At 44.2% G+C, this 26755-nt stretch carries 19 protein-coding genes; 15 read left to right on the top strand and 4 right to left on the bottom strand.

The window, feature by feature from the left end; translation table 11 throughout:
- Positions 1 to 11 precede the first annotated feature (11 nt).
- The 3 genes from L0M98_RS10440 to hisS form a co-directional block, all read right to left on the bottom strand.
- Entirely contained in the window at positions 12 to 5795 is a 5784-nt protein-coding gene (locus L0M98_RS10440) for an alpha-2-macroglobulin family protein (RefSeq protein ID WP_227215667.1), read from the bottom strand.
- A 443-nt stretch (positions 5796 to 6238) separates the two neighbouring features.
- Positions 6239 to 7735, bottom strand: a complete 1497-nt coding sequence (gene hutH / locus L0M98_RS10445; protein ID WP_099290839.1) for a histidine ammonia-lyase — start codon at positions 7733 to 7735, stop codon at positions 6239 to 6241.
- A gap of 238 nt (positions 7736 to 7973) precedes the next feature.
- Positions 7974 to 9335, bottom strand: coding sequence for a histidine--tRNA ligase (gene hisS / locus L0M98_RS10450; RefSeq protein WP_186974503.1), 1362 nt, complete (start codon positions 9333 to 9335; stop codon positions 7974 to 7976).
- A gap of 178 nt (positions 9336 to 9513) precedes the next feature.
- On the opposite strand from hisS, the gene L0M98_RS10455 reads away from it, so the two are divergent.
- On the top strand, positions 9514 to 10080 hold the full coding sequence (locus L0M98_RS10455; RefSeq protein WP_099290837.1) for an RNA polymerase sigma-70 factor: 567 nt from the start codon (positions 9514 to 9516) through the stop codon (positions 10078 to 10080).
- A gap of 195 nt (positions 10081 to 10275) precedes the next feature.
- Here the strand turns inward: L0M98_RS10455 and L0M98_RS10465 are convergent, their stop codons facing one another.
- Complete coding sequence (locus tag L0M98_RS10465; RefSeq protein ID WP_227215665.1) at positions 10276 to 10530, bottom strand: hypothetical protein; 255 nt, start codon at positions 10528 to 10530, stop codon at positions 10276 to 10278.
- Between the two features lie 255 nt (positions 10531 to 10785).
- Between L0M98_RS10465 and L0M98_RS10470 the strand changes: the two genes are divergently transcribed.
- The 14 genes from L0M98_RS10470 to L0M98_RS10535 all read left to right on the top strand — a co-directional run bounded on the left by L0M98_RS10470 (position 10786) and on the right by L0M98_RS10535 (position 25980).
- Positions 10786 to 12138, top strand: coding sequence for an ATP-binding protein (locus tag L0M98_RS10470; RefSeq protein ID WP_099290836.1), 1353 nt, complete (start codon positions 10786 to 10788; stop codon positions 12136 to 12138).
- A 30-nt stretch (positions 12139 to 12168) separates the two neighbouring features.
- Positions 12169 to 13701: an RNA-binding domain-containing protein gene (locus tag L0M98_RS10475; protein WP_227215664.1), complete on the top strand. Its 1533-nt coding sequence runs from the start codon at positions 12169 to 12171 to the stop codon at positions 13699 to 13701.
- A gap of 152 nt (positions 13702 to 13853) precedes the next feature.
- Positions 13854 to 15011 carry a FecR family protein gene (locus L0M98_RS10480; protein WP_227215663.1) on the top strand — a complete coding sequence of 386 codons (1158 nt, stop codon included), beginning with the start codon at positions 13854 to 13856 and terminating at the stop codon, positions 15009 to 15011.
- 173 nt (positions 15012 to 15184) lie between these two features.
- Positions 15185 to 18655 (top strand): SusC/RagA family TonB-linked outer membrane protein, encoded by a 3471-nt coding sequence (locus tag L0M98_RS10485; RefSeq protein ID WP_227215662.1) that lies wholly within the window; start codon positions 15185 to 15187, stop codon positions 18653 to 18655.
- 5 nt (positions 18656 to 18660) lie between these two features.
- On the top strand, positions 18661 to 20259 hold the full coding sequence (locus L0M98_RS10490; protein WP_227215661.1) for a RagB/SusD family nutrient uptake outer membrane protein: 1599 nt from the start codon (positions 18661 to 18663) through the stop codon (positions 20257 to 20259).
- Positions 20260 to 20280: 21 nt separating this feature from the next.
- Positions 20281 to 20913, top strand: a complete 633-nt coding sequence (locus L0M98_RS10495) for a hypothetical protein (protein WP_227215660.1) — start codon at positions 20281 to 20283, stop codon at positions 20911 to 20913.
- A gap of 32 nt (positions 20914 to 20945) precedes the next feature.
- On the top strand, positions 20946 to 21503 hold the full coding sequence (locus L0M98_RS10500; RefSeq protein ID WP_227215659.1) for a hypothetical protein: 558 nt from the start codon (positions 20946 to 20948) through the stop codon (positions 21501 to 21503).
- Between the two features lie 31 nt (positions 21504 to 21534).
- On the top strand, positions 21535 to 22614 hold the full coding sequence (locus L0M98_RS10505) for a TlpA disulfide reductase family protein (RefSeq protein ID WP_227215658.1): 1080 nt from the start codon (positions 21535 to 21537) through the stop codon (positions 22612 to 22614).
- Positions 22615 to 22792: 178 nt separating this feature from the next.
- Positions 22793 to 23209: a LytR/AlgR family response regulator transcription factor gene (locus L0M98_RS10510; RefSeq protein WP_227215657.1), complete on the top strand. Its 417-nt coding sequence runs from the start codon at positions 22793 to 22795 to the stop codon at positions 23207 to 23209.
- Positions 23210 to 23386: 177 nt separating this feature from the next.
- Positions 23387 to 23650 (top strand): hypothetical protein, encoded by a 264-nt coding sequence (locus L0M98_RS10515; RefSeq protein ID WP_227215656.1) that lies wholly within the window; start codon positions 23387 to 23389, stop codon positions 23648 to 23650.
- On the top strand, positions 23647 to 24276 hold the full coding sequence (locus tag L0M98_RS10520; RefSeq protein WP_227215655.1) for a DUF6266 family protein: 630 nt from the start codon (positions 23647 to 23649) through the stop codon (positions 24274 to 24276). The genes L0M98_RS10515 and L0M98_RS10520 overlap by 4 nt, the downstream gene beginning before the upstream one ends.
- Positions 24273 to 24653 carry a 3TM-type holin gene (locus L0M98_RS10525; RefSeq protein WP_227215654.1) on the top strand — a complete coding sequence of 127 codons (381 nt, stop codon included), beginning with the start codon at positions 24273 to 24275 and terminating at the stop codon, positions 24651 to 24653. The genes L0M98_RS10520 and L0M98_RS10525 overlap by 4 nt, the downstream gene beginning before the upstream one ends.
- Before the next feature lie 24 nt (positions 24654 to 24677).
- On the top strand, positions 24678 to 25271 hold the full coding sequence (locus tag L0M98_RS10530) for an N-acetylmuramoyl-L-alanine amidase (protein WP_227215653.1): 594 nt from the start codon (positions 24678 to 24680) through the stop codon (positions 25269 to 25271).
- A gap of 70 nt (positions 25272 to 25341) precedes the next feature.
- On the top strand, positions 25342 to 25980 hold the full coding sequence (locus tag L0M98_RS10535; RefSeq protein ID WP_227215652.1) for a hypothetical protein: 639 nt from the start codon (positions 25342 to 25344) through the stop codon (positions 25978 to 25980).
- The last annotated feature ends 775 nt before the right edge of the window (positions 25981 to 26755 follow it).

Genomic DNA, 26755 nt, shown 5'->3' on the forward strand with positions numbered 1-26755 from the left:
TTTCAATTTGTTCAGTGTACGGTAATGGTTCCAGCATCACTGTTTGCCGAATATTGCGGGGCGTATACACATTGTAGAGTACTGATACCGTCTTGATAGGTTCCGCTTTGCGCGATCCATACCGTGTACTCGAATACATGCGTACCTTTCGGGAGGAAGTCGAAGAAGAAGTTGGTAGCAACATCTGTCGTTTCCTGATAATACACGAGAGCCTCTTGCCAACGGTTGCCGGAAAGTTGTTCCGTCGGTTCAAAACATCCGGCTCTTAAATCTTTCAGATGCACGAATTGCATATCCTGATCGTTGGATACCGTGATACGGATACAGATTCTATCACCGACTTTTAATTCTTGTTCTGCCAGCGGGATTAACGTACTTCCGGTATCTTCTTCTTGTTGGATGAATAGCTGTTTCTTGACAGAGATTCCGCCCGAATGACTGGTGATTTTGTCCAGTTTCTCGAAATATTGCAGGTATAAACCACCCCAGCTTGCTTGCTGTTGTTGTTTCGAGAGCGTTACATTCAGCATTTTCGGGGTAATCTCTTTGCCCGTGAAACTTTGTTTGATGTATCCCAACTTGGATTCTTCCGGAGTAATATTCAATTTCTTGTTACCGAGTTTTACCGCCAGTTCTTCTTGGGATGCCAATTGATTATTTCCCGTGAGGAGTAAAGCGTAGATAGCGTCGACCGTCGTGGGTGTTGATCCCCAGTTTTGAGTTTGTTTCTGGCGCAATAACCATTGTTTCATCCTTTCGGTATCCGTGGAATTGCCTTCAATTTCACGGAAAGCACTCATGATCGCCACGTGAGTCTGGATAGCGGAGTTGGTGAAAAGGGTTGAACGGTTGTTCGCCCAGTACATACCCATTTCAGGTGTGGTGGTGGAGTATTCTTTCAAAGAATGTATGATTTGTTTCGCCGCATCCGTTTTACCGTATCGATAAAGAGTGATGGCTGACAAGGCTTTCTCGTACAGTGAAAGTTTGGTCCATGAAGTTTCCAGTTGTCCCAGATAGAACTTGTGAGCTTCCAGAGCATCGGTCAACGGGATATCCCGGTATGAACTGCGGGTGTACAGGTATAATATTTGGGAATATCCGGCAGTTTTGATGTTCTTGTAGGATTCTTGGATTTGTTTATCGAGGAAGTTCAACGCTTTGATTTGCATCATCTTTACTTCTTCCGGGTGGCTCGTGGCGTTTAACGAGACAAGCCGTGCCATTGCCTCAAGGACATTTTCAGTCATGAAGGTGCTGGAATAGAATCCCTTGAACCATGACCAACCACCATCTTCGTTTTGCAGTTCAGCCAATTTTTTGATGGCTTGCCGGGCGATATAGTTCTGGCGGTTCACGTCCAGAAGTTCACCTAAGGAGTGCATTTGTTGTGTTTCACTCTGTGCTTCGGTTACCCACGGGGAAAGTTGTAGCAGAATGGATTTTAATTCCTGATTCTTTTCCAGCGGGGAAGTTAGTGCGGCATCCGGTTTTTGCATCCATTGCCGGATGGCATCCGTGATTCGCGGATTCGCGTTTGCGATAGCCGTCGCCAATGTACTGACATAATAGGACGCCGTGATTTCGGTTACATTCTCGGTTTGCGGCGTGTTTATCGTCGGCAGGGCGAGAACGGCGTACCATACCGGGTTGGCGGTGAGTTCCAGCGTCAGGCGATATGGGGTAATTCCTTTCGGTGCATTCAACTTGAACGTTTGTTGCCCTTGTTTGCTCGCGAATATCGGTAAGGTTTGAGTCACCAGTGTGGCATCGGGAACCACGGGAAGCACATGTTGTTCTCCGTCACTGAATTGTGCTGAAGATGCAACAATACGACACCCGAGTAGATCCGTGTCTTCCGGGGCGGTAAACTCGAAATTTACGGTTTGGTTCTCTTGTGCATTCACGTTGAACGGTTGTTGTTGTTTACTGATCACGACATCCGTCGAGGGAACGAACAGTTCGAGGTATGCTTCACCTTGTTGTGCGGTTGTCGTGAGATTATTGATTGTCGCTTGCAGGACGACCTTATCCCCCGTGCGTACGAATCGGGGCAGATTGGTATTGACCATAAACTCTTTGCTCGTGATAACCGATCTTTCAATTTGTCCGAATTGCATATCCCGGGTATGTGCCAGTGCCATGAATTTCCACGTCGTGGTAGATTCCGGTACCGTGAATTTGATTACCACGTTACCCGTTGAGTCCGTTAAAAGTTGCGGGTAGAAGAATGCTGTTTCTTGGAAATTTTGTCTGATTTGCGGAGTCGCGTCAATAACACTATCTTCCGATAAGACTCCCGGAACACCGGAATCGGCTGATGCTTTGAATGAACTCAACCCTCTGATATAAAATTTCGTGTTATCATTATCTTCCGCAATACCGGCAACCTTTCTGGGCAATACTATTTCTTCTTCTGCCATTGCTTCTACCATCATTTCTTGTTTTGCCCCTCCTCTGGAATGGCCATATCCCGCGACAACAGCATTATCCCAACCGAGGAATGTGTATTGGCTTAATCCGTAGAGGTTTAATCTATTAAATTCAAATCCGGGTACCTCCATGCGTTTCTGATTATAGCCGAGAGTTCCCCTTAACGGATAGTTCTCAAACCTCCACCGGGGCGTTGTGCTGTAATTGTAGTAAACCGGGTTGAAATTCCAAATGTTTGGACGGATTTTGTCCAGAGAAGCATCATACATACCTGCCATCATCTCTGCAATGACAGCTTTTCCCTGTCCGTTTTTAATGATGAATGACCATTCTTCTTTTTGTCCGGGAGTAAGGTGATCCCGGAATGTTTTCGTGATAATATCCAGTTTTTTGTCAGCTTCTTCACGAGTCAGCATGAAATTATTCGTGAAAAATTCGCCGTCTTTGATAAAGCTGACAATTACCTCTGCCTTCTTCCCGAAATCCTCTTTATACGGTATAGCCAGAGTCGTATTGGAGTTGTTTAGTACCAATCGTTTTTGCTCCATGAGTTTCTGGTCGGAGTATATTTCATATAATACATACACGTCTTTAGCGGATGAGCCTAATAAGATTCTGGCATCTTCTCCCGGGATGCAAGTTGTTTTCTCTTCCACGCTCCAGAAATAGGTGAGATAAGGCGGGCGTTTATCCTGAGGGGAATAAAGATATATGATATTTTCGTCGGTAATGTTACTATTGTCTCCCGTGCCGGAAAGTTTCAACAGATACGCTCCGGAAGGCAGTGAAGATAGATTCAACTCCAATGCTTTGTCCGTATTGGTGGTAAATGTGCCTTCCAATACTTTTTTATCCACGGGTAAATTACTCCGGTCATATTCTTCCCCGAGTTTTTGTAGCGGTTTTAACGCGGATAACTCGTAAGTGATATTTTCGGTTAATGGATATTCGTTATAGTTTAGCGTCGTGACTGTAATACTATTCGGTTTCTCTTTATTCATGTAAGGATAAACGGAAGAATTCAACCGATAGTTTTGGGGTGCTACTTGTACCGAATAATTGGACTCTTGTGTTTCCCCGTTGGGAGTGGTGACCGTGACCGAAACCGTGTACGTGACGAAATTTCTATAAAGAGCCCCGGGAGAATTGTCTGTTGTTTTTTCCGTGTCGAATGAAACACTGAATTCGCCTTTCTCGTTTGTTTGAGTTTTACCGGCGGCAATTGTATTTTCTTGGAATCTCCACGCGAAAGAGCGGCTTTGGATGGAGTAGGTGACTTTACTATTGCCCGCGTTGGCGCCGGAATAGTTCTTGGCGATACCGGAAACCGTAAGTCGGTCACCAGCTTTGTAAGCTCCTTTTATCGGGTTAAAGGTGATTTCGAACTTCGGGCGTTTGTATTCGGCTACGGTAATGGTGTGATTGGCTTCGCCCGCGGTAATGAAGAAAAGTCCGTTCAGTACGTCTTGCGGTAACGTGAATTTACCGGCAAAGGAACCGAATTCATTGGTTTGTACTTCTTCTTTCGCCACGACTTGGTTATTGACATCCGATAACGTTACCGTGTATTTCTTTCCTGTGACGGCTTTTGAGGCTTCGGCGGTTGCTTCCCAAGAAATTCCGCTGAAATAGACGATTTGTCCCGGTCGATATATTGCCCGATCGGTAAAAAGACTGGTTTCTTTTACTATCGGTTTCGAGGAACTGAAATATTGATTCGGGAGGCGGGTTACTACCCCGTGGTCGTCACTCCCTAAAGTAACTTGATAGAGACGGTCTTGGGGGACGTTTTTTATAGAGGCAATTCCATTTGCGTCGGAAGTGAATTCTGTATTCAGAACATATTTACGTCCGCTTCTGCTGTAAATTTTCACTTTTGCCCCTTGAATCGGTTTTCCGCTGACGAGATCGCATACAAGTACATTGTAGTTTTTGTCACTCGTTTTGCTGGCAATGGTTGACAGACGACTGGAACTGAAATAAGAGGAATCCGCTTGCTGTTTTGCCGTTCCGTAAGAAACTGTCAGTTGATAACGCCCGGTACTTGTCACGGGAATCTGTAAAACGGTATCCTGTGAATACAGTTCTTTGGGGAGGCGGTACGTGTGGGTAGATATCTTTTTCAGTTTCGGTGTTTTTTTGTCAAGATGCAAATAGTCTAATGTGGTTTCATCAACTTTATATAGCGTGAACGAAATGTCGGATAAATTTTTGAACGAGAGTTTTATGTTTTGAGTATGTCCCGGATAGACATTGGGTTCAAGCGTATAAAATACGTTCGTTCGTGTTATCTCTTGAGCCATTTGTTTCAAGATGTTGATCCGGAAATAATTCGGGTATTGGCGAATACCTTTATTGCATATATCCAGTGCTTTTTTGTATTCAGGTTTTTCCGTGGTGCCGGGATTGGCATAATTGAATCTGGCGGGTTCATAATAAGTCAGCGCGAGTTTGTAAAGAACTTCCGTGTTGTAAGGGCTTTTGTTATACTGGTGAGCCAATTGTTCTAAAGCGCTTGTATATAGTGAATCGCTGTCGTTCGTGTTGATTACTCTACGAATATATTCCAGACGATCCAGATCGGAAATGAGAACGGCATCCACACGTTTGGCTGTCAGTTCCGATTGTAATAGAGATTGATAGAGTTTGATGATATTTGAAGAAACGTCGAAGGGTTTAGCCTCGATAGTCATTCCCGCGAAATCCGCTACTGGAGCAAATAATTGATTATCGGTGACCGGACTCTGTTTGTAATATTGTGAAATATTATAGAGGCCGTTTAATATATCAATACTGCGATATACCAGAAAATCGTACATTGTCGGTCGAAGAGCCGGGGAGTTTTTCCCGAGAATCATTATTTCCTTGTAATCCAGACAATTTACTTCTGCAAGTTGCGGTTGCGCTTTCACTGCCTCCAGCGCATGCTGAAATATTTTCTCGATATATATGTTACCGGTCCATTCCGCCATGTTGCGGGGGATATATCCGGTAACGGGAGTCCTGTTGTATATTTGGGAGAGTTGACTCATGTAATACATTTGGTAGAGTTCCGCTATCAATGAATGAAGAATGCTTTTTTCCACCGTATTCCGGTCTTCTCCGATGTATTTTTCCAGATCCTGTAACATGGGAGGGATACTATCCATGTCAATCAAAGCCTGATACTTGATCTGGCGAATCAGAGATTGTATCAGTAGCGGGGAGTTTTTTTCTTTTACCGCTTGTCGATAGTCTTTCTGTGCTTGAAGCAAGGCCGTTTTCGGGGCTGCCTCGTTTTCTTTGTCGGAGAGATTCTGCTGACTGAACGCAACATGTACTCCGAATAATAATACCGTAATAATTAGTAGTCTTTTTATCATATCGTTATCTGTTTGAATTATACTTTTTCATCCTATGTTATTCGCAATTCCCAACGGGAAAGTTATTACATAGATGCAAACGGAACAGAAATTCCATAAAAGTACGAATAAAATTCTTTAATGTATCTTTGGAGGAAATAGATTATTGCCGGAATGTTTCTGTCGAATTGCAGTTGAAATAAGTTCCGGTGAATGAATTTCAGTTCGTTTTATGTCGTTCTTTCTACATGCGGGAGTGTCTGAAGAACGAGAGATAAACGAGAGAAGAACGAATGAAGGGGAGGAGTTGAAAGGATTTTGTGGGTTTGTTGTGTTGATTTCTAGTGCTTTATATGCAAAAGGCTGTCCCTGAAAAGACAGCCTTTTTTTCATTTTAGAAAGTTGTTCAAAAAGTACTTAGATGCAAGGTAGGAACGCGGCAGATGAGTGCTTTTGGGACAACTTTATTTGAAGTTCGCGAATTCGCCTTGTTTCAGGAACTCAACGGCAGCTTCAATATCTTGATACATCACGCGATCCTCGCTGTTGAACGGCACGATAGTGCGGAATTCAGACAGGAAGTTTTCCAAATACTCGGAAGTTTTGGTTGGGCGTTGCATGTCGATAGCTTGTGCGGCGTTCATTAACTCGATAGCCAGTACGCGTTCCACGTTTTCGATTACTTGTACCGTCTTCACGGCGGCGTTACCACCCATGCTGACGTGGTCTTCCTGCTCGTTGGAAGAGGGGATAGAGTCAACGGAACACGGGCTGCACAGTTGTTTGTTCTTGCTCACGATAGCGGCAGCGGCGTATTGCGGGATCATGAAACCGGAGTTCAAACCGGAATTGGCAACCAAGAATTCGGGAGTCTTGCGGTCACCGGCAATCAAACGGTATACCCGTCTTTCAGATATACTGCCTAACTCGGCGATAGCTATACTAAGGAAGTCGAGAACCAGTGCCAGCGGTTCGCCGTGGAAGTTACCACCGGAGATAATCAGGTCGTCGTCCATGAAAATGGTCGGGTTGTCGGTCACGGAGTTGATTTCGCGTTCCACCACGGAAGCCACGTAATTCACGGTATCTTTCACTGCACCGTGTACTTGCGGCATGCAGCGGAAAGAATACGGGTCTTGCACGTGAGTTTTTTCCACCTTTTGGAATTCAGAACCTTCGAGTAAAGTGCGGATATTGCGTGCCGTTTCGATTTGTCCCGGATGAGGACGGGCCTCGTGAATTTGCGGCAAGAACGGGTCGATGCGTCCGTCGTATGCTTCCAAAGAGAGAGCACCGATAATATCGGCATATTTAACCACCTTGAAAGCGTTCAATAAAGCGTAAACGGCATGTGAGCTCATGAATTGAGTCCCGTTCAACAAGGCCAAGCCTTCTTTTGCACCCAATTGGATAGGTTCCCAACCGAATTTTTGGTTGATCTCTTTGGCGGGATAGATTTTGTTTTTATAGAATACTTCACCCTCTCCAATCAGCGGTAAAAATAAGTTGGCAAGCGGGGCAAGGTCACCGGATGCACCCAATGAGCCTAATTCTTTTACCACGGGAAGCACGTCTTTGTTGAACATATCGATGATACGCTCCACGGTCACCAGTTGTACTCCTGATTTACCCAAGGAAAGAGCGTGAGCCTTCAGTAACAACATTAAACGGATAATATCCTGATGCACGGGTTTTCCCACGCTACAAGCGTGTGACATCACGAGATTGGCTTGCAGTTGACTCAGGTCTTCGGGCGAAATGGTGATCTTGCACAAAGAACCGAATCCGGTCGTGATGCCGTACAACGGCTTTTCGGAAGTGGCAATCTTGTGATCCAGATATGCCTTACAGTCATTAATTAACTTCTTGCTCTCGTCAGATAAAGCGAGTTTATATTTTTTATTAATGATTTTCTCTATTTGATCGAAGGTTAAATACTCCGGGGTAATATAATGAGTCATTGGAATTTTAGATTTTAAATTTTAGATATTAGATTGCACACATGCGGGAGCGAAGCTCCCTTAGTTTGTAAGGTTTGTAAAGTTTATAAAGTTGAACCTGCAGTTCTGAAAGTTTTTTACTTTATAAACCTTATGAACTTTATAAACTTTATGAACTCTTTTCCCGTCAGGGAAAACGAGTATCGAAGCCGTGGTTTTTTAACGGGCGTTGTTCTTTGCGGTATAGTTGCATACGCTTTTATTTTAATTTCTCTGCCAATTCGGTGATTGCAACACTTTCTTGTTCTCCCGTGAGCATATTTTTCAGGGTTACCATGTTGTTGGCGATTTCGTTTTCCCCTACTAATGCCACGTACGGGATATTTTTCTTATCGGCGTACGTCATTTGTTTTTTCATCTTGGCGGCTTCCGGGTATATCTCGGCGTTAATGCCTGCTGCCCGTAAATTTTTCAAGAGCGGGAGGCAGAAAGCCTCTTCTTTTTCCCCGAAGTTGACGAACAGGATACGAGTGGTTGCCGTGGCGTCTTTCGGGAAGATATCCAATTGGTTCATCACGTCGAAGATACGGTCTGCACCGAACGAGATTCCCACGCCCGACATATTTTTCATCCCGAATATTCCGGTCAGGTCGTCATAACGTCCTCCCCCGGTGATACTTCCTATTTCCACGTCTAATGCTTTGACCTCGAAAATAGCACCCGTGTAATAGCTTAACCCGCGGGCAAGCGTGAGGTCTAATTTTACTTCAATTCGGATATCGAGTTGTTGCAGGTAACGGAACACGGTACTTAATTCTGCCACGCCTTTTAAACCGATTTCGCTACCTTGCAGTATTTCTTGCAGGCGGGCTAATTTCTCTTCGTTCGTTCCTTCCAGATGCAGGATAGGTTGTAATTTTTCGATGGCCTCTTCCGATACTCCTTTTTCCCGTAATTCGGCGTTTACATTCTCTGCCCCGATTTTATCCATTTTGTCGATAGCCACGGTGATGTCAACCAATTTTTCCGGGTGACCGATGGTTTCGGCGATTCCGGCTAACACTTTCCGGTTGTTCATCAACAGGCGGACATTTATCTTCAAGCGTTTGTAAACCTCATCCACGATTTGCACTATTTCCACCTCGTTTAACAGGGAGTCGCTACCCACGACATCCACGTCGCATTGGTAAAACTCCCGGTAACGTCCCTTTTGCGGGCGGTCGGCACGCCACACGGGTTGTATCTGGTAACGCTTGAATGGGAACGTGATTTCGTTCTGGTGTTGCACCACGAAACGGGCGAAAGGTACCGTCAAATCGTAACGCAAGCCCTTCTCGCAAATCTTGTTTGTCAGGCGAGGAATGTTGCGCTCCGTCATTTCGCTATCGGTAACGGAGGAAAGAAAATCGCCGGAATTCAGTATCTTGAAAAGTAATTTATCACCCTCTTCCCCGTATTTACCCATCAACGTGGAAAGATTCTCCATGGCAGGAGTTTCCAGTGGCAAATAGCCATACAGTTTGAATACGGATTTAATCGTGTCGAATATATAATTTCTTTTCACCATAATTTCCGGTGAATAATCTCTTGTCCCTTTAGGAATTGATGGAGTCTGTGCCATTTTTCGTTTTTAAGCTTTAGATTTAAATGTGTTGCAAATATAAACGATTCTAATTTCTTTTGAAACTTCTTCGGGGAATTAATTGATTTTAGATTTATGATTGTTGATTTCGAATTTTGAGGTTGTTTATTAGATAGAATTTTCTGATATTTGTTTCGTGGACCAGTGGTTTAGTGTGATGATAAGAGAGGACATATTATTTCGGAAAATGCAAGAGGGTGACTGGAGTGCTTTCAACTCCTTTTTTGACCGTTATGCGGAACAACTATTTCATTATGCCTTGGGATTCGTGAAGCATCGGGAAGAGGCGGAGGATATCGTGCAGGAAGTTTTTATTTACTTGTGGACGAATCGGGATAAAATTACTTACACGGGTTCCGTTTATGCCTATCTTTGCCGTTCCGTTAAAAATTCATGTATCGATTACAAACTTCACGAGAAGGTCGAGGAACGTTATCGTCAGGAAATGATGATGACCGGAGTGGATGATTCTGACGAGAATGATAATTTCGAGGAACTTTATGACCGTTTGCAATCCATTATGGAAACCCTCCCCCCGAAATGTAGGGAAATTTTTATCTTGGGATGCATGGAAAGCATGAGTTATAAAGAAATCGCCGAGCAACTGGATATTTCCGTGAACACGGTAAAGACACAGATGAAAACGGCGTACAAGAAAATTAAGGATGAATTCGGCGATAAGGACAAGAGATTTATGATGATTCTTTTAGTCGCTTTCGAGTAAAATTATTATTTTACGGTTTTATCCAATTTTCGATACGAATGTTAGGTATGCGGGCTAGATGTTTGACGTTTTCAGCAACTGTTATTTCTGAAATACAACAATTTTCCCACCCGACTTGTTGGATATGAGCTTTTACTTCAAGTCGATTGCGTAATAAATATATGCAAATATTACTATCAAGCAGATATTTGTTATTCATAGGGTTAAGGGGGCTTTACTGCCATGACGGCTATCATTTAAATTTTTAATGATCTCCTCTGTTGAACGGTTGTCTTGCCAAGCTCCGGCATATTTTGCGAGCATCTCTTCGGTGTGATTTGTTGTTCTGCTTTTTGTTTCAATGACGGATGCAGTGAGGCGTGTTGCTAGTCGTAACTTAACTTCATTACTGAGTGATTTCAGTATTTCCCAATAAGAATTGGTTAAAATTAGTATGTTGTCTTTTTTCATTATACAATATCATCTGATTATCATAGACAAATATACTGATTATTTGGGAAATTTCAAATTCTTTGCCCCATTCTCGTTTAGAAAAAGAATTTCTCTGCACCGATACCTCTCCATCACAGACCATGAACGACGATTTGGGGAGGAAGTTTTTTGAACTTATTGGGGAGGGATGCGTGGAAAGTTTCGAATAAAATTATTATTTTTGCAACAGCGGTTGAATCAACCGCTGTTGCAAAAATAATAATTTTAGTTCAAATGAAGTTTTATAATCGAGAAAAGGAAATTGAAGAATTGAAGCGGGTGCAGGGACTTGCTTTCACGCGAAATTCCCGAATGCTTGTTGTAACAGGGCGGAGGCGTATCGGGAAGACCAGTTTGATAAAGCAGGCATTTCAGGATGATGGTTCTGTGACGCTTTATTTCTTTGTCGGTCGGAAGTCGGAAAGTGTTTTGGTTTCCGAATTTGCGGGACATGTGCGTGAAGTGTTATCCGTGTTTGTACCGGAAGGGATGATTTCGTTTTCAAATTTGATGCAATATCTTTTTGAATTGGGTAAAACACGTTCCTTCAATCTCGTGATAGATGAATTTCAAGAGTTCTATAATATTAATGAAACAGTTTTCAGTGATTTGCAAAATTTGTGGGATTCATATCGGCAGGATACACGTGTAAATCTGGTCATTTGTGGTTCCGTTTTTTCTTTGATGCAGAAGATATTCACGGAGCATAGTGAACCCCTGTTCGGGCGGGCGGATAATATCTTACAGTTGCGTCCGTTCAAAGTGGAAGTTTTGAAACAGATTATGGAAGAATACGCTCCCGGTTATAGTAACGATGATTTACTTGCTCTGTACACGATTACCGGGGGAGTCCCTAAATACGTGGAGTTGTTTTGTGATAACGATCGATTGACTGTCGAGAAGATGTATCGTTTTGTTTTCTCTGAAATGTCGCCTTTTTTAGATGAGGGGCGGAATTTGTTAATCACGGAATTCGGGAAGAATTACGGGACATATTTTTCTATACTCCAAGAATTGGCTAACGGGTATTACACGCAGGGCGAGATTGAAGCTCGTTTGGGAGGAATAGCCATCGGGGGACATTTGAATAAACTGGAAAATGTTTATCATTTGATCACACGTGAACGTCCTATTTTCGCGAAGCCGGGTAGTAAAAAAAATGTTCGCTATATTATAATAGATAATTTTTTGAGTTTCTGGTTCAAATATATAGAGGGTAATCGTTCCTATATCGAATTACAAAATTTTGATGATTTGTATCACTTGGCGCAGGCTGATTATCCGACTTATTCCGGACGGGTATTGGAAAAGTATTTCAGGCAAAAACTCGCGGAAGCCGGAGGTTTCAAAGAAATCGGCTCATGGTGGGAAATGAAAAGTATGTCCGGTAAACAAAAGATAGAGGCTTTTGAGATTGATATTATTGCTTTACGGGCACGAGGCAACGAGGCATTGGTGGCAGAGGTGAAACGAAATGTGAATAACTATAATCATAAGTTGTTCATGGAGAAAGTGGAACACGTGAAGCAAAAGGAAATGGCGAAATATTCCATTGAAACGAAATTCTTCTCTTTGGAGGATATGTAGTTTTCTGGGTATGTTTATAAAATTGGAAAAATGAAAGAACAATATATATATAAACTACTTGCGGATGGAGAGTGTGTGACATTGGAATGTAAGAAAGCACAGAAAGGTGTGCCAAGTTCTTTATGGGAAACGTATTCTGCTTTTGCTAATACATATGGTGGAACCATTCTTCTTGGTGTTGACGAGAACATGGTAGGGGAGGGCCAGGCAAAGAGATTTGTCATTACCGGTGTGGGAGAGGCGGATAGGATGCGTAAGGACTTGTGGAACACGATAAATAGTCATGAGAAGGTAAGTATCAATTTGTTGCGTGACGAGGATGTGCAAGTTGTGTCTGTGGAGGGGAAGAACGTGATAGTAATAAATGTACCACGAGCAGATTATACTATTCGCCCTGTGTACATTAACAATAATCTTTCAAGAGGAACTTACAAGCGAAATCACGAAGGTGATTATCATTGCACGGAACAAGAACTAAGAATGATGGTGCGTGATTCTAATGAAACAGGCAATGATCGTATGTTCTTAGAATATTATACGATGGATGATATTGACATTCCTTCTTTGGAACGGTATCGTATGTTGTTCAGGACAGATCATCCAGAGCATGTATGGAATAGCCTTGAACATAAGGAATTCCTAGTGCAGATTGGTGGCTATGTGGTGAATCGTAAAGAACAGACTGAAGGATTGACTATGGCAGGATTGTTGATGTTTGGTAAGGGCTTACCCGTACGTGACCGTTTTGATAATCTTCGTATGGATTATATTGATAAAACCAATCTTATAGGAGAGCAACGTTATAGTGACCGCCTTACATACGATGGAACTTGGGAAAATAACCTTTTTAATTTCATACAAAATGTGTTGCCTAAATTGACAAAAGATCTACCACGACCATTCAGGATGGAGGGGGTTATCAGGAAAGATGATACACCTCAACATAAGGCTGTGCGTGAAGCTTTGACCAATGCTATCATTCATGCAGACCTAATGCTTAATGGTGTATTGAAAGTAGAAAAATATGATGATCGTTTTGTTCTTACAAATCCGGGCTTACTAAAACTTCCTGTAGAACAAATTTATGCAGGTGGAGAGTCAAGAGCTCGTAATCAGCGTATGCAAGCAATGCTTCGTGCGATTGGTTACGGGGAGAATCTTGGGTCAGGCTTCCCGCTTATCCTTAGTGCGTGGAATGAGAAGCATTGGTTGAAGCCGGAACTCATTGAGCAACCGGAATTAATGCAGGTAAAATTGATACTGCATATAGAAACTCTTGTAGAAGAGAAGCCTAATGACATGTCGGATGTCTTGAAGAATGTCTTAAAGAATGTCTCAAAGGATGTCCTAAAGGAACTTACTGATCGTCAGAAATCTATATTAGAATTTATCTATTGTACGCCAACGATGACTGGACAGGAAATGTCTGAAAGACTTCGAGTATCAGAAAAAACTGTGCAGCGTGATTTTTCTGCGATTAGGAAACTTGGCATTAATCTTATACGTGAAGGTGGAAAGACTTATGGGCATTGGATAATCAAAGAGCAACAAGGTGGTGAATAAGAATTAGTATGTTATTATAGACATTTAGTGCTATATTGGTCTTAGAATTTTGTGCTTGCCGAAGATTTTTTCAATTTTTCTGAAAAAAATCTCATTTTCTTTTCACCCTTTTTTCACCCCTTCTCGCTTAGAGGGTAGAAAACAGAAAAACTATGAGCACAAAAGACGAAAAAGAATGGTTACGAGCGGTGCTGGAAGGGAGAGTGAAGCCGGGTGATGCCGAGTGGCGGAAAATTTGGCGGGATGCGGATTTCGCGAGGGTGCGGGGCGTGTTGCGGGAAGTGGGAATGATGGAGCGGGGTGATGTGATGTTCGACCGGGAGAAAATGTGGAGAGTTGTCGAGGGATACCGGGGTGAAGGTCAGAATCGGCGTCGGGTGGCAATGTTGTGGCGTTGGGTTGCGGCGGTAATGATCCCGTTATTCGTGGGTGGCACGATATGGTTCTCGTTACGGGAAACAAAAGAGATTCCCGTGGCACAAGTTCCGGTACTGGAGGCGGGCAGTCCTCAAGCCGTGTTGATTATGGCGAAAGGAGAACGGATAAATTTGGCATCCGTCCAAGTTGATACTTTAACAACTAAAGGAGGCGTGCGTGTTCGCTTGGATTCGGCTCGAAGCGTGACCTATGAACAGGGAGAGGGGCAATCGACCGAGGTGGAATACAACACGATTGTAGTCCCGCGTAAAGGAGAGTATCAGTTGACACTGGCAGACGGTTCTAGGGTTTACTTGAATTCCGAATCGGAAATTCGCTTCCCGACATTCTTCTCGGGTGAGGAACGCAAAGTGTATCTTAAGGGAGAAGCCTTCTTCGAGGTGGCACCCGATGCCGGGAAACCTTTTATCGTTGACGTTGGTGAAGTGGATGTGCGGGTACTGGGTACCCGGTTTAACGTGAATGCTTATACTCCGGACGAAGTGATTCGTACGACGTTGGTATCCGGAAAGGTGCAGGTAAGCGATCGAAAAGATAGAGCGTCAACCATTCTTGCACCCGGACAGCAAGCCGTGTGGGAAGAAGGTAGAATCTCGACGAAAGAAGTGGATGCGGTAGCAGTTTCTGCTTGGGTAGACGGAAAATTCTATTTCGAAGAAGGTGCGACATTGGAGAAAATTGCGGCGCAACTGCAGCGTTGGTATGATGTTGATTTCTTCTTCGCTTCCGAGCGTGTGAAGCGTTTTGTCTTTGCCGGGGTAATCAAGAAGGAGTACACGGCAAACGAGATATTCTCGATAATAGAGAAAACCACGCGGGTGAAATTTACCGTGAACGGTAGGACGGTTGTCGTGACTGAACTGAATAGATGAATCTAAAAATAAACCGGGAATTGCAGCAACAACTCCCGGTGTAGCGAAACCATCCGGGGAAACTTGCGATTTCCCGAGGATGAATGTTTAACTCTTATCACAAAACTATGAAAAAAAAACAAACGGGCACGTGGTTCCCGTTAAAAAAATCACGTGCGAAAATTTTAATGGTTATGAAATTGACTTTTTTATTGATGTGTGGTTTTGTCTTTTCGCTTTCAGCGTCCGTGCGAGCGCAGGATCAGATGGTGACACTGAAAGTCGAGGGGATGCCTTTTACCAAGGTAATCTCTGAACTGAAACGGCAGACACAACTGGATTTCTTTTACAGTTTTGACGAGGTGGACGTGAATCAAGCGATCTCGCTCAACGTGAAAAATGCGAAGGTTGATGAGGTATTACGGCAAATGCTAGGGAGGAGATTCACGTGGGAATATGTAGACAAGATGGTTATTATTAAACCTGTAGCGAGTTCGGATGAGTTGGAGAAAAAGTCTGTTCGCGTGAAAGGCTTCGTGTACGACACGCAAAAACAACCGATGCCGGGTGTGACCGTGAAAGTGACAGGGGTGGCAGTTGGTACTTCCACGGATGCCAAGGGATGGTTCGCGATGGATTTACCCCTGCAAAAAGGTTCGTTGGAATTCTCTTTTATCGGTTTTAAAAAGAAGGCGATAGAGTTTACCGCAAATACAGCTAAGGATACATTACGGATTATCATGGAGGAAGATGTTCAGGCATTGGATGAAACGGTGGTGGTAGCGTACGGAACCACCACGAAACGTAAAACAACGGGTTCTATTTCTGTGATTAAGGCAGATGAACTCAAGGGAATTCCGTCCTCCAATATTGCCAGTTTGTTGCAAGGGCGGGTTGCTGGTTTGGACATCACGCAAATGTCCGGTTCCCCGGGAGGTGGTGGAACCTCGATGGTGATCAGGGGGTACAATTCCTTGGACGTGGAGCAGGGACGGCGTTTTTCAAACCCGCTTTGGGTGGTTGACGGAGTGCCGTTGAATTCATTTTCTTCTCCGGTGACGGGAACGAATTTACTGGCGGATATTAATCCGGATATGATCGAATCAATCCAAATATTGAAGGATGCTTCAGCCGCTTCGCTTTACGGGTCGCGTGCCGCCAACGGGGTGATCATCGTGACAACAAAGAAAGGGAAAAAGGAACAGGATGCGGTTTTCTCTGTCAATGTTTCTCAAAGTTGGGGGCAATTGCCTCGTCTCCCGGGGGTGACAATCGGTCGGTTAGAACGTGAGATGCGTTTATTGGCATCTCAAAGAGATTATAGAGCTTATTTGGATCCAGAAACCAAAATGTATAAATATCCAACATCCTTGAAAGAAGTTTATGATACTCGTAGAGGGTCGATAGATGGGAACTGGATTCCTGTTCCGGGTTCGAGCGTGAGTAACGGGGGATGGAAACAGGATAGTTTGAATCCGTTTTATAATAATTCCACGAATTTTTTTCCCATGTATTACGAGACGGCAAAAATCACGAATGCGAATATTCAAGCCTACGGGGGAAGTGAACGTACTCAATACGGTTTAGGTTTAGGATATTATGACGAGGGTGGAATTTTGAAAGGTACAGGTTACAAGAGGGTGGATCTCAATGCCAATCTAAATGTAGTACCGGTGAAACGTTTTAACGTGGATTTACGCTTTAATGCCACTTTAGTCAATCGGCGACGAGGGACAAATGCAGGTAGTTCGTTGTCTTCGGCTCCTTCCGTTGAAACCGTGCCAGGCGATCCGTTCGAGTTGAGTACGCTGAAACCGGGAGCCGGATCAGTAGCTTGGAATGCCGCACTCGAGAACTTGCGGGGAACGAAGGAAACCAATCGTAACGTTCGTTTACGCACGAACTTTAAATTGGCTTATCAAGTGATGGAGGGTTTGGATATTTCAACCTCTCTTTCTGCCGATTATTCTATTGCCCGCCGTAATTATTTTCAACCTTCTTATTTGAATAGCGAGGGATATTCGCAGAGTGTGGGTGAAACGGGAATTAATTTGATGGTGTTGAATGAAAATTTGTTATCTTATAAAAAGCATTTCGGGGAGGAACACAATTTTTCTTTCATGGCAGGGGTTTCGTATCAATATGACCAAATGGAGTATAATGGAGGTTATGCGATGAATTCTCCTAGTGATAAGATTTATTATGCCCCGTCCGGTCTGCCTTCTTATGGCACTCAAGAGAGTCATGGAACAAGCACAATTATTATGTTCAAATTTTATCAATCCGATATGCAGGAAAAGGCCCTTGCCTCCTATTTCGGACGTTTGGAATATAGTTTCCGGGATAAATACCTGCTCACGATAGCCTATCGTCGGGATGGAAGTTCTACATTTGGGGCAAATCGCCGTTGGGGAAGTTTCCCGTCCGTGGCAGCGGGTTGGTCTTTTTCGGAGGAACCGTTTATCAAGGATAATTTAGGGTGGTTGTCTTTTGGTAAAATTCGAGCCAGTTGGGGACGTTCCGGGATGCACTTTGATTACCCTTATTTGGCGTTGGGAATTGTTGAAAATGGGCCCAATTATGAAGGGAACGGTACGTTGACTCCTAATTTCACGGATGGGATGTATAATGAAGAACTTTCATGGGAAAACACGGATCAATACGATATCGGGTTGGATTTGGATTTTTTTAATTATCGGTTAGGGGTAGTGTTGGATTATTATTACCGTTACACGGATGATTTATTGATGAAGGTACCTTTATCTTCTCCTAATATGTATAAAAGGCAATGGCGTAATGCTGCTGCAATTTCGAACGAGGGATTGGAAATTTTAGTGAAGGGGGATATCCTTTCTAAACCGGATTTGTATTGGCGAGTATCCGTGAATTGGGCGAAAAACTGGAATCGTTTTCGCAAGTCGTATAGTGGTTTTGATGAAAACGGATGGATTATCGGCAAGCCGTTGAACGGTATTTATGTTATGAAAACAGATGGATTCGTGAACGTGCAGGAGGAGTTGCCTGTTGATTATAATAACAGCGAGGGATGGAAAAGTTATACATACGGGGTAGATGCTTCACTTTATTTTAAACCGGGGGATTTGAAATTCGTGGATGTGAATGGAGATGCTATTTGTAATCACGAGGATGTCGTGTATGCTGGTAGTGCTTTGCCTGTTTGTAGCGGAGGAATTGTAAGTGAATTGCGATGGAAGAATTGGGATATGGCTTTTTCAATGGCTTATCAGCTGGGACGCCATATGATAAACACTCTTCCATTTACTTATTTTCAGCCGGGAGTAGACCCTTTCGTGATGGATATAGCTGGTGCTAAATTTTGGGAACAGCCCGGTGATGATGCGAAATACCCGAGATGGGAAAGTGCGGGTTTGGATCGTTTTAATGCATCTTGTGATCGCTATGTAGAGAAAGTAAATTGGTTAAAACTGAAGACATTGACGATGGGATATACTATGCCCGAAAGATGGATAAAAAAGTTGGGTATGAAAGAATTGCGTGTGTTTGCCAGTGGAGAAAATCTCTTCACGTGGGATAATTATTCTGGCTTGGATCCCGAAACCGTGAATATTACCTCGGGTTATGATCATGGACGAAATTACCCGTTAGCCCGGAAATGGACGTTAGGTTTAACACTTAAATTCTAAAGAGTATGGAAAGATATTTATTTGTATTGTTGTTATGTTGTTGTTTTGCGGCTTGCGAGGATCTTTTAGATATGGAGCCGGAGAATTCGGTTACTTTCAAGAACGCTTATGAAACGGAAAATGATATAGAGGCAGCGGTTAGATTGTGCGCCCAAAAATTGAGGGAATCTTATGGTTCTGATAATGAGAATATGGGGTCTTATGTAGATTCCGTGGCATCGGAGGTTTCGTTTGCGACAAGAAATTTGGATCCCTCTCAACCTCGCAATGGGTATTGGACGCCTTGGTATGAGTTGATTGGGGCGGCTAACGTGGTATTGCATTACACGGATCAAATAGAGGCTTCTCGCGAGAGAAAGGATTTTTATAATGGACAAGGGCATTTCTATAGAGCGGTGGCTTATTGGCGTTTAGTGCAAACGTGGGGGGATTGCGTGATTATTGGTGATGATGCTAATTTGGACGTGGCTTTCCCAAAATCCTCGTGGCCCGAGGTGCTGGATTACGCGATTAACGAGGCAAGACAGGCCGTGACACTGTTGCCCGAGTATGAGAAGGTGCTGGATTCGCGAGGTAACTCTCCCGAGTACAAAAATGTGCCTTGCAAAGGGGCGGCAAATGCCTTGCTCGCTCACTTGTGTGCGTTAAAGGCCGGGTGGAAGTGGTTTGCTCGTTCGGAATACCAGAATTACGACGAAATGGAGTACTGGGAAGAAGCCGAGAGGGCTTGTACGGGCATTATCGGTAGTGAAACTGCTCAGCCTGCTGGTATTTACCGCTTGGCGGCGACACCGGAGGAAGTGAGTACAGAGGTGTTTAAAGGAAAGTCTTCTGAAGTTATTTTTGAAATGCGTTATGCTCCTTATTGGGATGAGATCAAAGAGAATTTAGATGTTCCAAGTTATACTACCTATTTGGATACATGGGCATTAACTTATTGTTATTGGGTGTTGCAAGTGAAAACTTCCGGTGCGGGAGTGGATTGTATTAAGGATCAGAAGATGCTGATTCGTGTAGCCACCGTTGACAAGTGGTTCCCCAAGGGAGATCTACGTCGAGAAGCTTATTTTTGGAAATTAGATTCCATGAGTCATGACACATTGCGTGAGGTTACCGGGGGATACGCGTATCCGTATCTTTTCAGGGATCTTGTCGTGAAAACGGCGAGTGGAGTAGAGGGGCGTTTTGATCATTTTGACTATAATATGGTGTTTTGGCGCTTGGCGGATATCTATCTTTTGCGTGCGGAATGCCGTTCTCGTTTGAGCAAAAGAGACGAGGCAATTGCAGATTTGAATGCCGTGCGTGCCCGAGCTCGTGCTAAAATGTATGATGCTTCGGAATTTGCCAACACGGGGTATGCCGATAAATTGCGATATGCTATTTTTAAAGAACGAGAGAAGGAGATGATGTTTGAGAAACAGCGTTATTTTGATGTCCTTCGTAACGGGGAAGAGTATGTGCGCCGGGAGCTTTCCGAGGGTTTCAAAAGGATTCCCTTGCAGGATATTATTGATGGGTGTGTGTTCATGGCCATTGACCCGATTTGTTTTGGTAGAAATACGGCATTGCGTCAGAATACATGGTGGAATAGGTTTATGTAATTTTAAAATGTAGAATTTGAGATGAAAACAATCTATAAAGTATTAGTGATTTTTTTGTGGGTGGGAATGCTAACTTCTTGCGACACGAAACAAGACGTGTGGGATACGGGAGTGTGTTCTCCCTATCATGATTGTTCTATGATGGAATATTTGCGGGGCGATAGTTATAATTGGAAATTAACCGTGGCGTTAATCGAACGTGCTGGGTTGGAGGATTTGTTTGAAGGACGGGTAGATACCTTGCCGGAAATCACTTTCTGGGGTATCCCGAGTTATTCCGTGCAACGTTATCTGTTTGATAATAAATTTGAAAGCGTGGAAGATATTGATAAAGAAACTGCTAGGGAACTTGTATTGAAACACGTGGTTAAAGGGAAAGTGCTTCAAGAGGATGTGGCCGTGCGTGATGAGAATTATTATATCTACGAACCAGAACAGACTGGTGGAACCGATTTGTACACGCTAACAGGTTCATACTTGAGGGTTTACTTGGAGATTGATGATTACATGTACGTGCCTGAAGGTGGTGCGGCTCACATGTACTTGTATTCTTTTACGGCACGGACGATGGTTCCTCTTTCTAGCCCGAATATACAACCGTTGAATGGGGTGGTACATGCCTTGAATTACAATTACGTGTTGGGAAAAATATAAGAGTGTTGAATACGAATTTAGAACTTGAAACGATGAAAACTTTCATATTATTAATAGCTGTATTGACAGGTATTGTTATTGTGTCATGTCACGATATTACAGTCGGGTATTTATCCACGGAAAATGCTAGTTATGATCCGGATACGCTCGAAGTGAAAAAAGTGTTGGATATTGACTCTGTGCAGAATCCAAAGTGGACCACTTACTGGGGGCTGGCTCAATCCATGTATATGGTATTCGGTTATTCTTCTCCCGAGGAATGCATGAGGGAGATGTTTTCTGACGTGCAACAATGGGAATATAGTGCAGATTACGAGAGGAAGAAATTGGAAATTCCATGGTTAAGCACGAAAATACAAGGTGTTACTGGAACTCAACAGATTTACGTGCAGATTAAAGATATTAAATCTCCTGATGGGGGAGACGTGAAGGCGATGGCGGAATTATTGTCCGTGCGGGGTGATGGTATGTTTAAGTTGCCGTTGGATGTGTCTTCAATACCTGCGGGGCGTTACGTGATTTCGTTGAATTTTGAGAATGAGGGATATTCAAAGGATGTGGATGACGTGTTCACGATTATTGTGAAATAAATATTGTGATAATAATATGTTGAAGGGAAAAATGAAACAAATATTATTATTGATTGTGGCCTTGCTGGTGACGATAGTGGATGTGTATGCCCAAAACGGATTCAAAATTTCCGGCAAAGTGGCCAATATGCCTGACGGTACGGTTTGGTTATTGGGACGAATGAACCCGGATAAATTAGATACTTTAGGACGCACCGAGTTAAAATCGGGTATTTTTGAATTGAATGGGAGAGTTAAGTCCGGTTGCTTGGCTTTGGTCGTGATGACAGATATGAAGACCGGTTTCCAGTTGATGCTGGAAAACACGAATTATTCCTTGATCTCAAATGAGAATGGCGATGTAAAGATAGAAGGAGGAACTGCCCAAAGTTTATTTGTACGATTTGACGAGATTAACCGGAGCATCGCGGAAAAACGACAAGCCACGGAAAAAGCGGCGCAATCGGTACGTTCCCGTGAACAGATGGTGTCTTTGCAAAATGGTTATAACTCTTTCGTGAAGAAGGCTGTCGATAAACAATTGGATATGATTCGAGCAAACGGTAATTGTTTCGTGTCCGCATATATACTGGCAGGGATGATGCAAAATGCACCTTTGGATATTTTGAAAGAGTTGCACGGGAAATTTACCGATGAGGTAAAAAATGGGTATTACGGTACGCTGGTAGGGGAGCAAATCGCTCGTTTGGAAAAAATATCCGTGGGTGCTATCGCTCCTAATTTTACCGTGATGACTCCCGCTGGGGATACGATTTCGCTTCATTTTATACGTGGAAAAGTCAAATTGGTGGATTTCTGGGCATCATGGTGTGCTCCTTGTCGCAGGGAAAACCCGAACCTGGTGAAGTTGTATGAAGAATACCATGCGAAAGGCTTCGAGGTATTCAGCGTGTCACTTGATACAGACAAGGCTGCTTGGGAAAAGGCAATTCAAGATGACAAGTTGCCATGGAAACAAGGAACAGAGTTATTGCAAGTGCCTCAAGTTGCTATTCTGTATGCAATAAAAGCAATCCCTCACACGATATTACTAGATGAGAATAACCGTATTATAGCAAAAGATATTCGGGGAAAAGAGTTGAGAAAGAAAATTGCAGAGTTGTTAGAATAAAGTTTTCTGAAAACAGGATTTACGAGAGATTAGAGAAAGAATCGTATCAAGATTACTCGTTTTTATTCAGCCGGGGTACCTCTTTTGCGCGTGAAGGGAGTGTATACCCCGGCTTTTTCGTGGAGATATATAAAATCTATCGGGATGGTCATTTCATGAAACCTAACACTTGATAATCATGGAAAACAGATACATCCCGGGGACGGGAAACACGTCCGCGACAGGAAACGCTGTCGCGGAGATAATAGATTTCAAAAAAGACCGGCTCTTCGTTTGGAATAAAGATTCTTATGACCGGGTTTTTCACGCGGAAATCCTTTGGTTGGAAGCCAGTCGTAATTATTGTTGCATGCACTTGAAGGATCGCCCGAAAATTCTTGTCGGGCACCCGCTGTTAACCCTCGAAAAAGGTCTTCCGGCGGGACTGTTCACGCGAGTGCATCGCGGTTACATGGTGAATTTGGAGCACGTGGAACGTGTACGGGGGAACACGATTTATATCGGCAAACAGGAAATCCCGCTAGGACAACCCTACCGGGAGGGTTTCCTCGCCCGTTTCCATTTTTTAGGAAGCGTGAAGGGCTTGCACAAGTAGAGAGGAACACGCTCAAGTAACATTATTTATAAACCGTTTCGTGGAATGGCTGTTCCGGTTTGGCTGTTCGGTCAGTTGAACGGGACGGGGGAGCAGTGGATCGGGCGTGTGGGATAAATTAGTTGCGCGTGGTGTGTGGGCGTACTATTTTTGTCGTGTAATCAAAAATTAAACGATATGGAATTATTATTTGACAGGACTAAAGAACAAGAGAGTGACCCGGGGAGAACAAGGCGAAGAGGAGGCGGGGAAAGGGCGAGAACAAGCCACAACTCCGGCACAACTCCAACACGGGTATTGTACACCATCTTGCCGGACAAGCGTGGCACGGTCGTTATCGTGATCGTGTATCCTTGGGCGGGCTTTATCTCTTCCCGTCCGCTTTTCGCGCGTGGCGGGAATCAAGTAAAAACAATTTATTCACTTAAAAACGCGGGATGATGGCAGAAATAAGCAGTATTTTCAAGATTAAAGGGCGAATCGGTAACACGATTTTTAGCGGACGGAACGGCAAGTATTACGCCCGGGCGGTACCGGCATCGGTGAGCAACCCGAACACGGAGAAACAACAGGCGGTTCGTGATCGCTTCCGGGTGGCGGTTCGTTTTTACCAGCGTTTGAAAGAAACACCCTTGGAAGAGGTTTGGCGTCGTTCCGGCAAGAACGCTAAACTCACTGGGTTCGCCCTGTTCATGAGGGAGAACCTGAAAATGTTCGATCACCGGGGTAAAATTGTCGATTATGACGGTTTGCGCCTTGCAACGGGAAACCGGGACGGGGTGTACGACTTGTCGGCTTCCGTGGACGACGGGAACCGGGTAACCCTTCGCTGGGCGGGTGCCGACGATAGTGCATACTTGGATCAGAATGATCGCTTGATGGTTGTCTTGTTGCGAGGCGATCGCGCGTTCTCGCCGGAAGTGGTAGAGGAAGTGCAAGTCACGCGAGGAGAGGGAATGGCCGTGTTCTCGCTATACCGGGTGAAAGATGTGCCGGTGCACGTGTATTGTTTTTTCGTGTCACCGTCGTTTTCAGCTTTCTCTAACTCTCAACACGTGGTGGTATGAGCGAGGGAAGAAAACCCGTGGCGGGGATCGTCAACTCGGTCGGGGAGGTGATCGACCGCTTGACGCTTCCCGCCCGGGAGAAAAAGAAGCTGGAAACAGATATCCTGCGGGTGATCGCCGAACGCGAGCGACAGCGTTTGGAGTCGAGTGCTGCCGTGGTCGGGGAGGAAGCCCGGGGAAACTGGCTGCAACGCTCGTGGCGCCCGCTCGTGATGTTGATATTTGCCGTGATTATTCTTGTCGGGACGTTCACCAGCTTGCCAATTCTGGCGGAAACCTCCCGTTTCTGGGATTTGCTGGAAATCGGGTTGGGCGGGTACGTGGTGGGTAGAAGCGGGGAGAAAATCATAGAGGCTGTCACGCGAAAACGATGTTAATTTTAGATTTTTAAATGTATAAACATGATGATTTTTAATTCTCGAATTTCAATCGTCAACCATCGGTTGACGGGGAACGGTGTGGTTCACTTGCAATGCGCGAAAAACACGCGCGAGTTGGTAGGCCCGGATATGATTGTTTTGCACTATACCGGGGGAACGAGCCCGATGTCATCGGCTCTTTTCCTGACCAGACCGGACGTGGCCGCTTCGGCACATCTGGTGATCGGGCGGGAAGGGGAACTGGTTCAACTCGTGCCGTTTAATATAGAGGCGTGGCACGCGGGGAGAAGCTGGTACGCGGGACGTGCCGAGTTGAATCATTATTCAATCGGTATCGAATTGGATAACCTTGGAAAACTTCGCGTGGAAGGGAACACGTTCGTGGCGGAGTGCGGGCGGAAAGTGAAGCCGGAAGATGTACATGCCGATTGCTCGGGAGAGGAATTGACATACTGGCATCGTTACACGAGTGTACAGGTGAGAACGTTGGTCGAGGTGTGCAAGTTACTGGAATCCAATTACCCGATCCGGGACGTGGTAGGGCACTCGGACATCACGAACCGGAAAATAGACCCGGGACCGGCGCTGGAATTCGCCTTGGGGGAAGCATTTTAGATTTATGATTCATGTATTTTGTGATCAAGTGATTTCATTTTCAATTTTCAACTTTTAATTTTCAATTATTATGGCAGAATTTAATTCTTATTTGTTAGGTAAAGCGAGAAGATCAGTAGGTAACATCACGTTGTGTTACACGAGAAGTAAAAACATCGCCAAAGCGAAGGTGTTTTCAAGGAAAGATAACCCGACGCCGGAGATTCTTGACCAACGGGCGAGAATGAAAGCGTTGGTATCCTTGTCCCGGAAGATTATACCCGTGATCCGGAAAGGATTCGTGGGAATCGGTAACGGAACGACCTCGAACGCCTTCGTGGCGCGAAACATGGGGGCGGTAAACGTGGACGAGAAACACGTGGGAACGGTAGATCTCGACCAGTTGAAGCTGGCCGCGGGGATACTTTACCCTCCCAAGGTCACGGTCGCGTACAGCACGGGTAGCCAGAAGTACACGTTCGAGCAAGAGATGCAAGGAGAGGAAGATGGATTCGCATTGCAGGATGACAGGGTTTACGGGGTACTTTACGAAACGGTACTGGAGCGCGCGAGATTGGTGACCTTGCGGGACCGTGGCGAAAGTGGTAGCACGAGTTACGCGTTACCGGAGGACTGGAACAACGAAAACGTGAAGGCGTATTGCTTCGCCACGTCGAAAAACGGGCGACAAGCATCAGATAGTAGAGTCTTGACGATAGGGGAATCCTAATTTGTTTCGTTTTGCTATGCCAAGAGGGGGATCGGTCAAGTAGGCCGGTTCCCTATTTTTAATAGAGATTGATGAAATATTTTAGGTTATCTACTTTAGATTATCTAAAATAGATAGTCTAAAATGGATAGTGAAAAGATATTTTCATTCTTTTGTCAAAAATGAAATCGATATGAAAAGGAGTGAAGAATCCATTTTACTCGCGTGTTGGCTGAAGCTATTTTATTGAAATTTCCTGAAAAGACAAGTACCGGGAATACTTTGAGACTTGGAATGGCGTGTAGTGTTGTTTTTAAATATTTGTTTTCTAGTGTCTTGTAAAAAAGTTAAAAAAAAGAGGGTAAAAAATTTGGAAAAGGGGATTTTATGCTGTTATCTTTGCACCCGCTAAACCGGAAGGGGGGCGAGTGAAGAGGAAGCGGTTAGCGAGGTTCTTTAGATGTTGTCGGGATGAAGCGAGGGGGTAAAAGTTAGTTGTAACGACACCCCGCGAAAAAAGTTTGAAAAAACTTTGAAAAAGATTTGGAAGGGAAGGGAAAAACGTTTTATCTTTGCATCCGCTTTCGCCTCGAGAAAAGGGCGAGGGTGAAGACGAGAGAAGAAGAGTTCTTTAAAATATTGACGTGAACAAAACAACGTAGCGAGCGTGAATCGAAGAACGACGAGAGTCGTGATTCATGAACACATGACCCTGCCAGAACAAAATTTCTGAATGATATTTTACAATGAAGAGTTTGATCCTGGCTCAGGATGAACGCTAGCGACAGGCTTAACA

This window comes from Butyricimonas sp. DFI.6.44, from assembly GCF_022132345.1.
Lineage (GTDB): Bacteria > Bacteroidota > Bacteroidia > Bacteroidales > Marinifilaceae > Butyricimonas > Butyricimonas muris.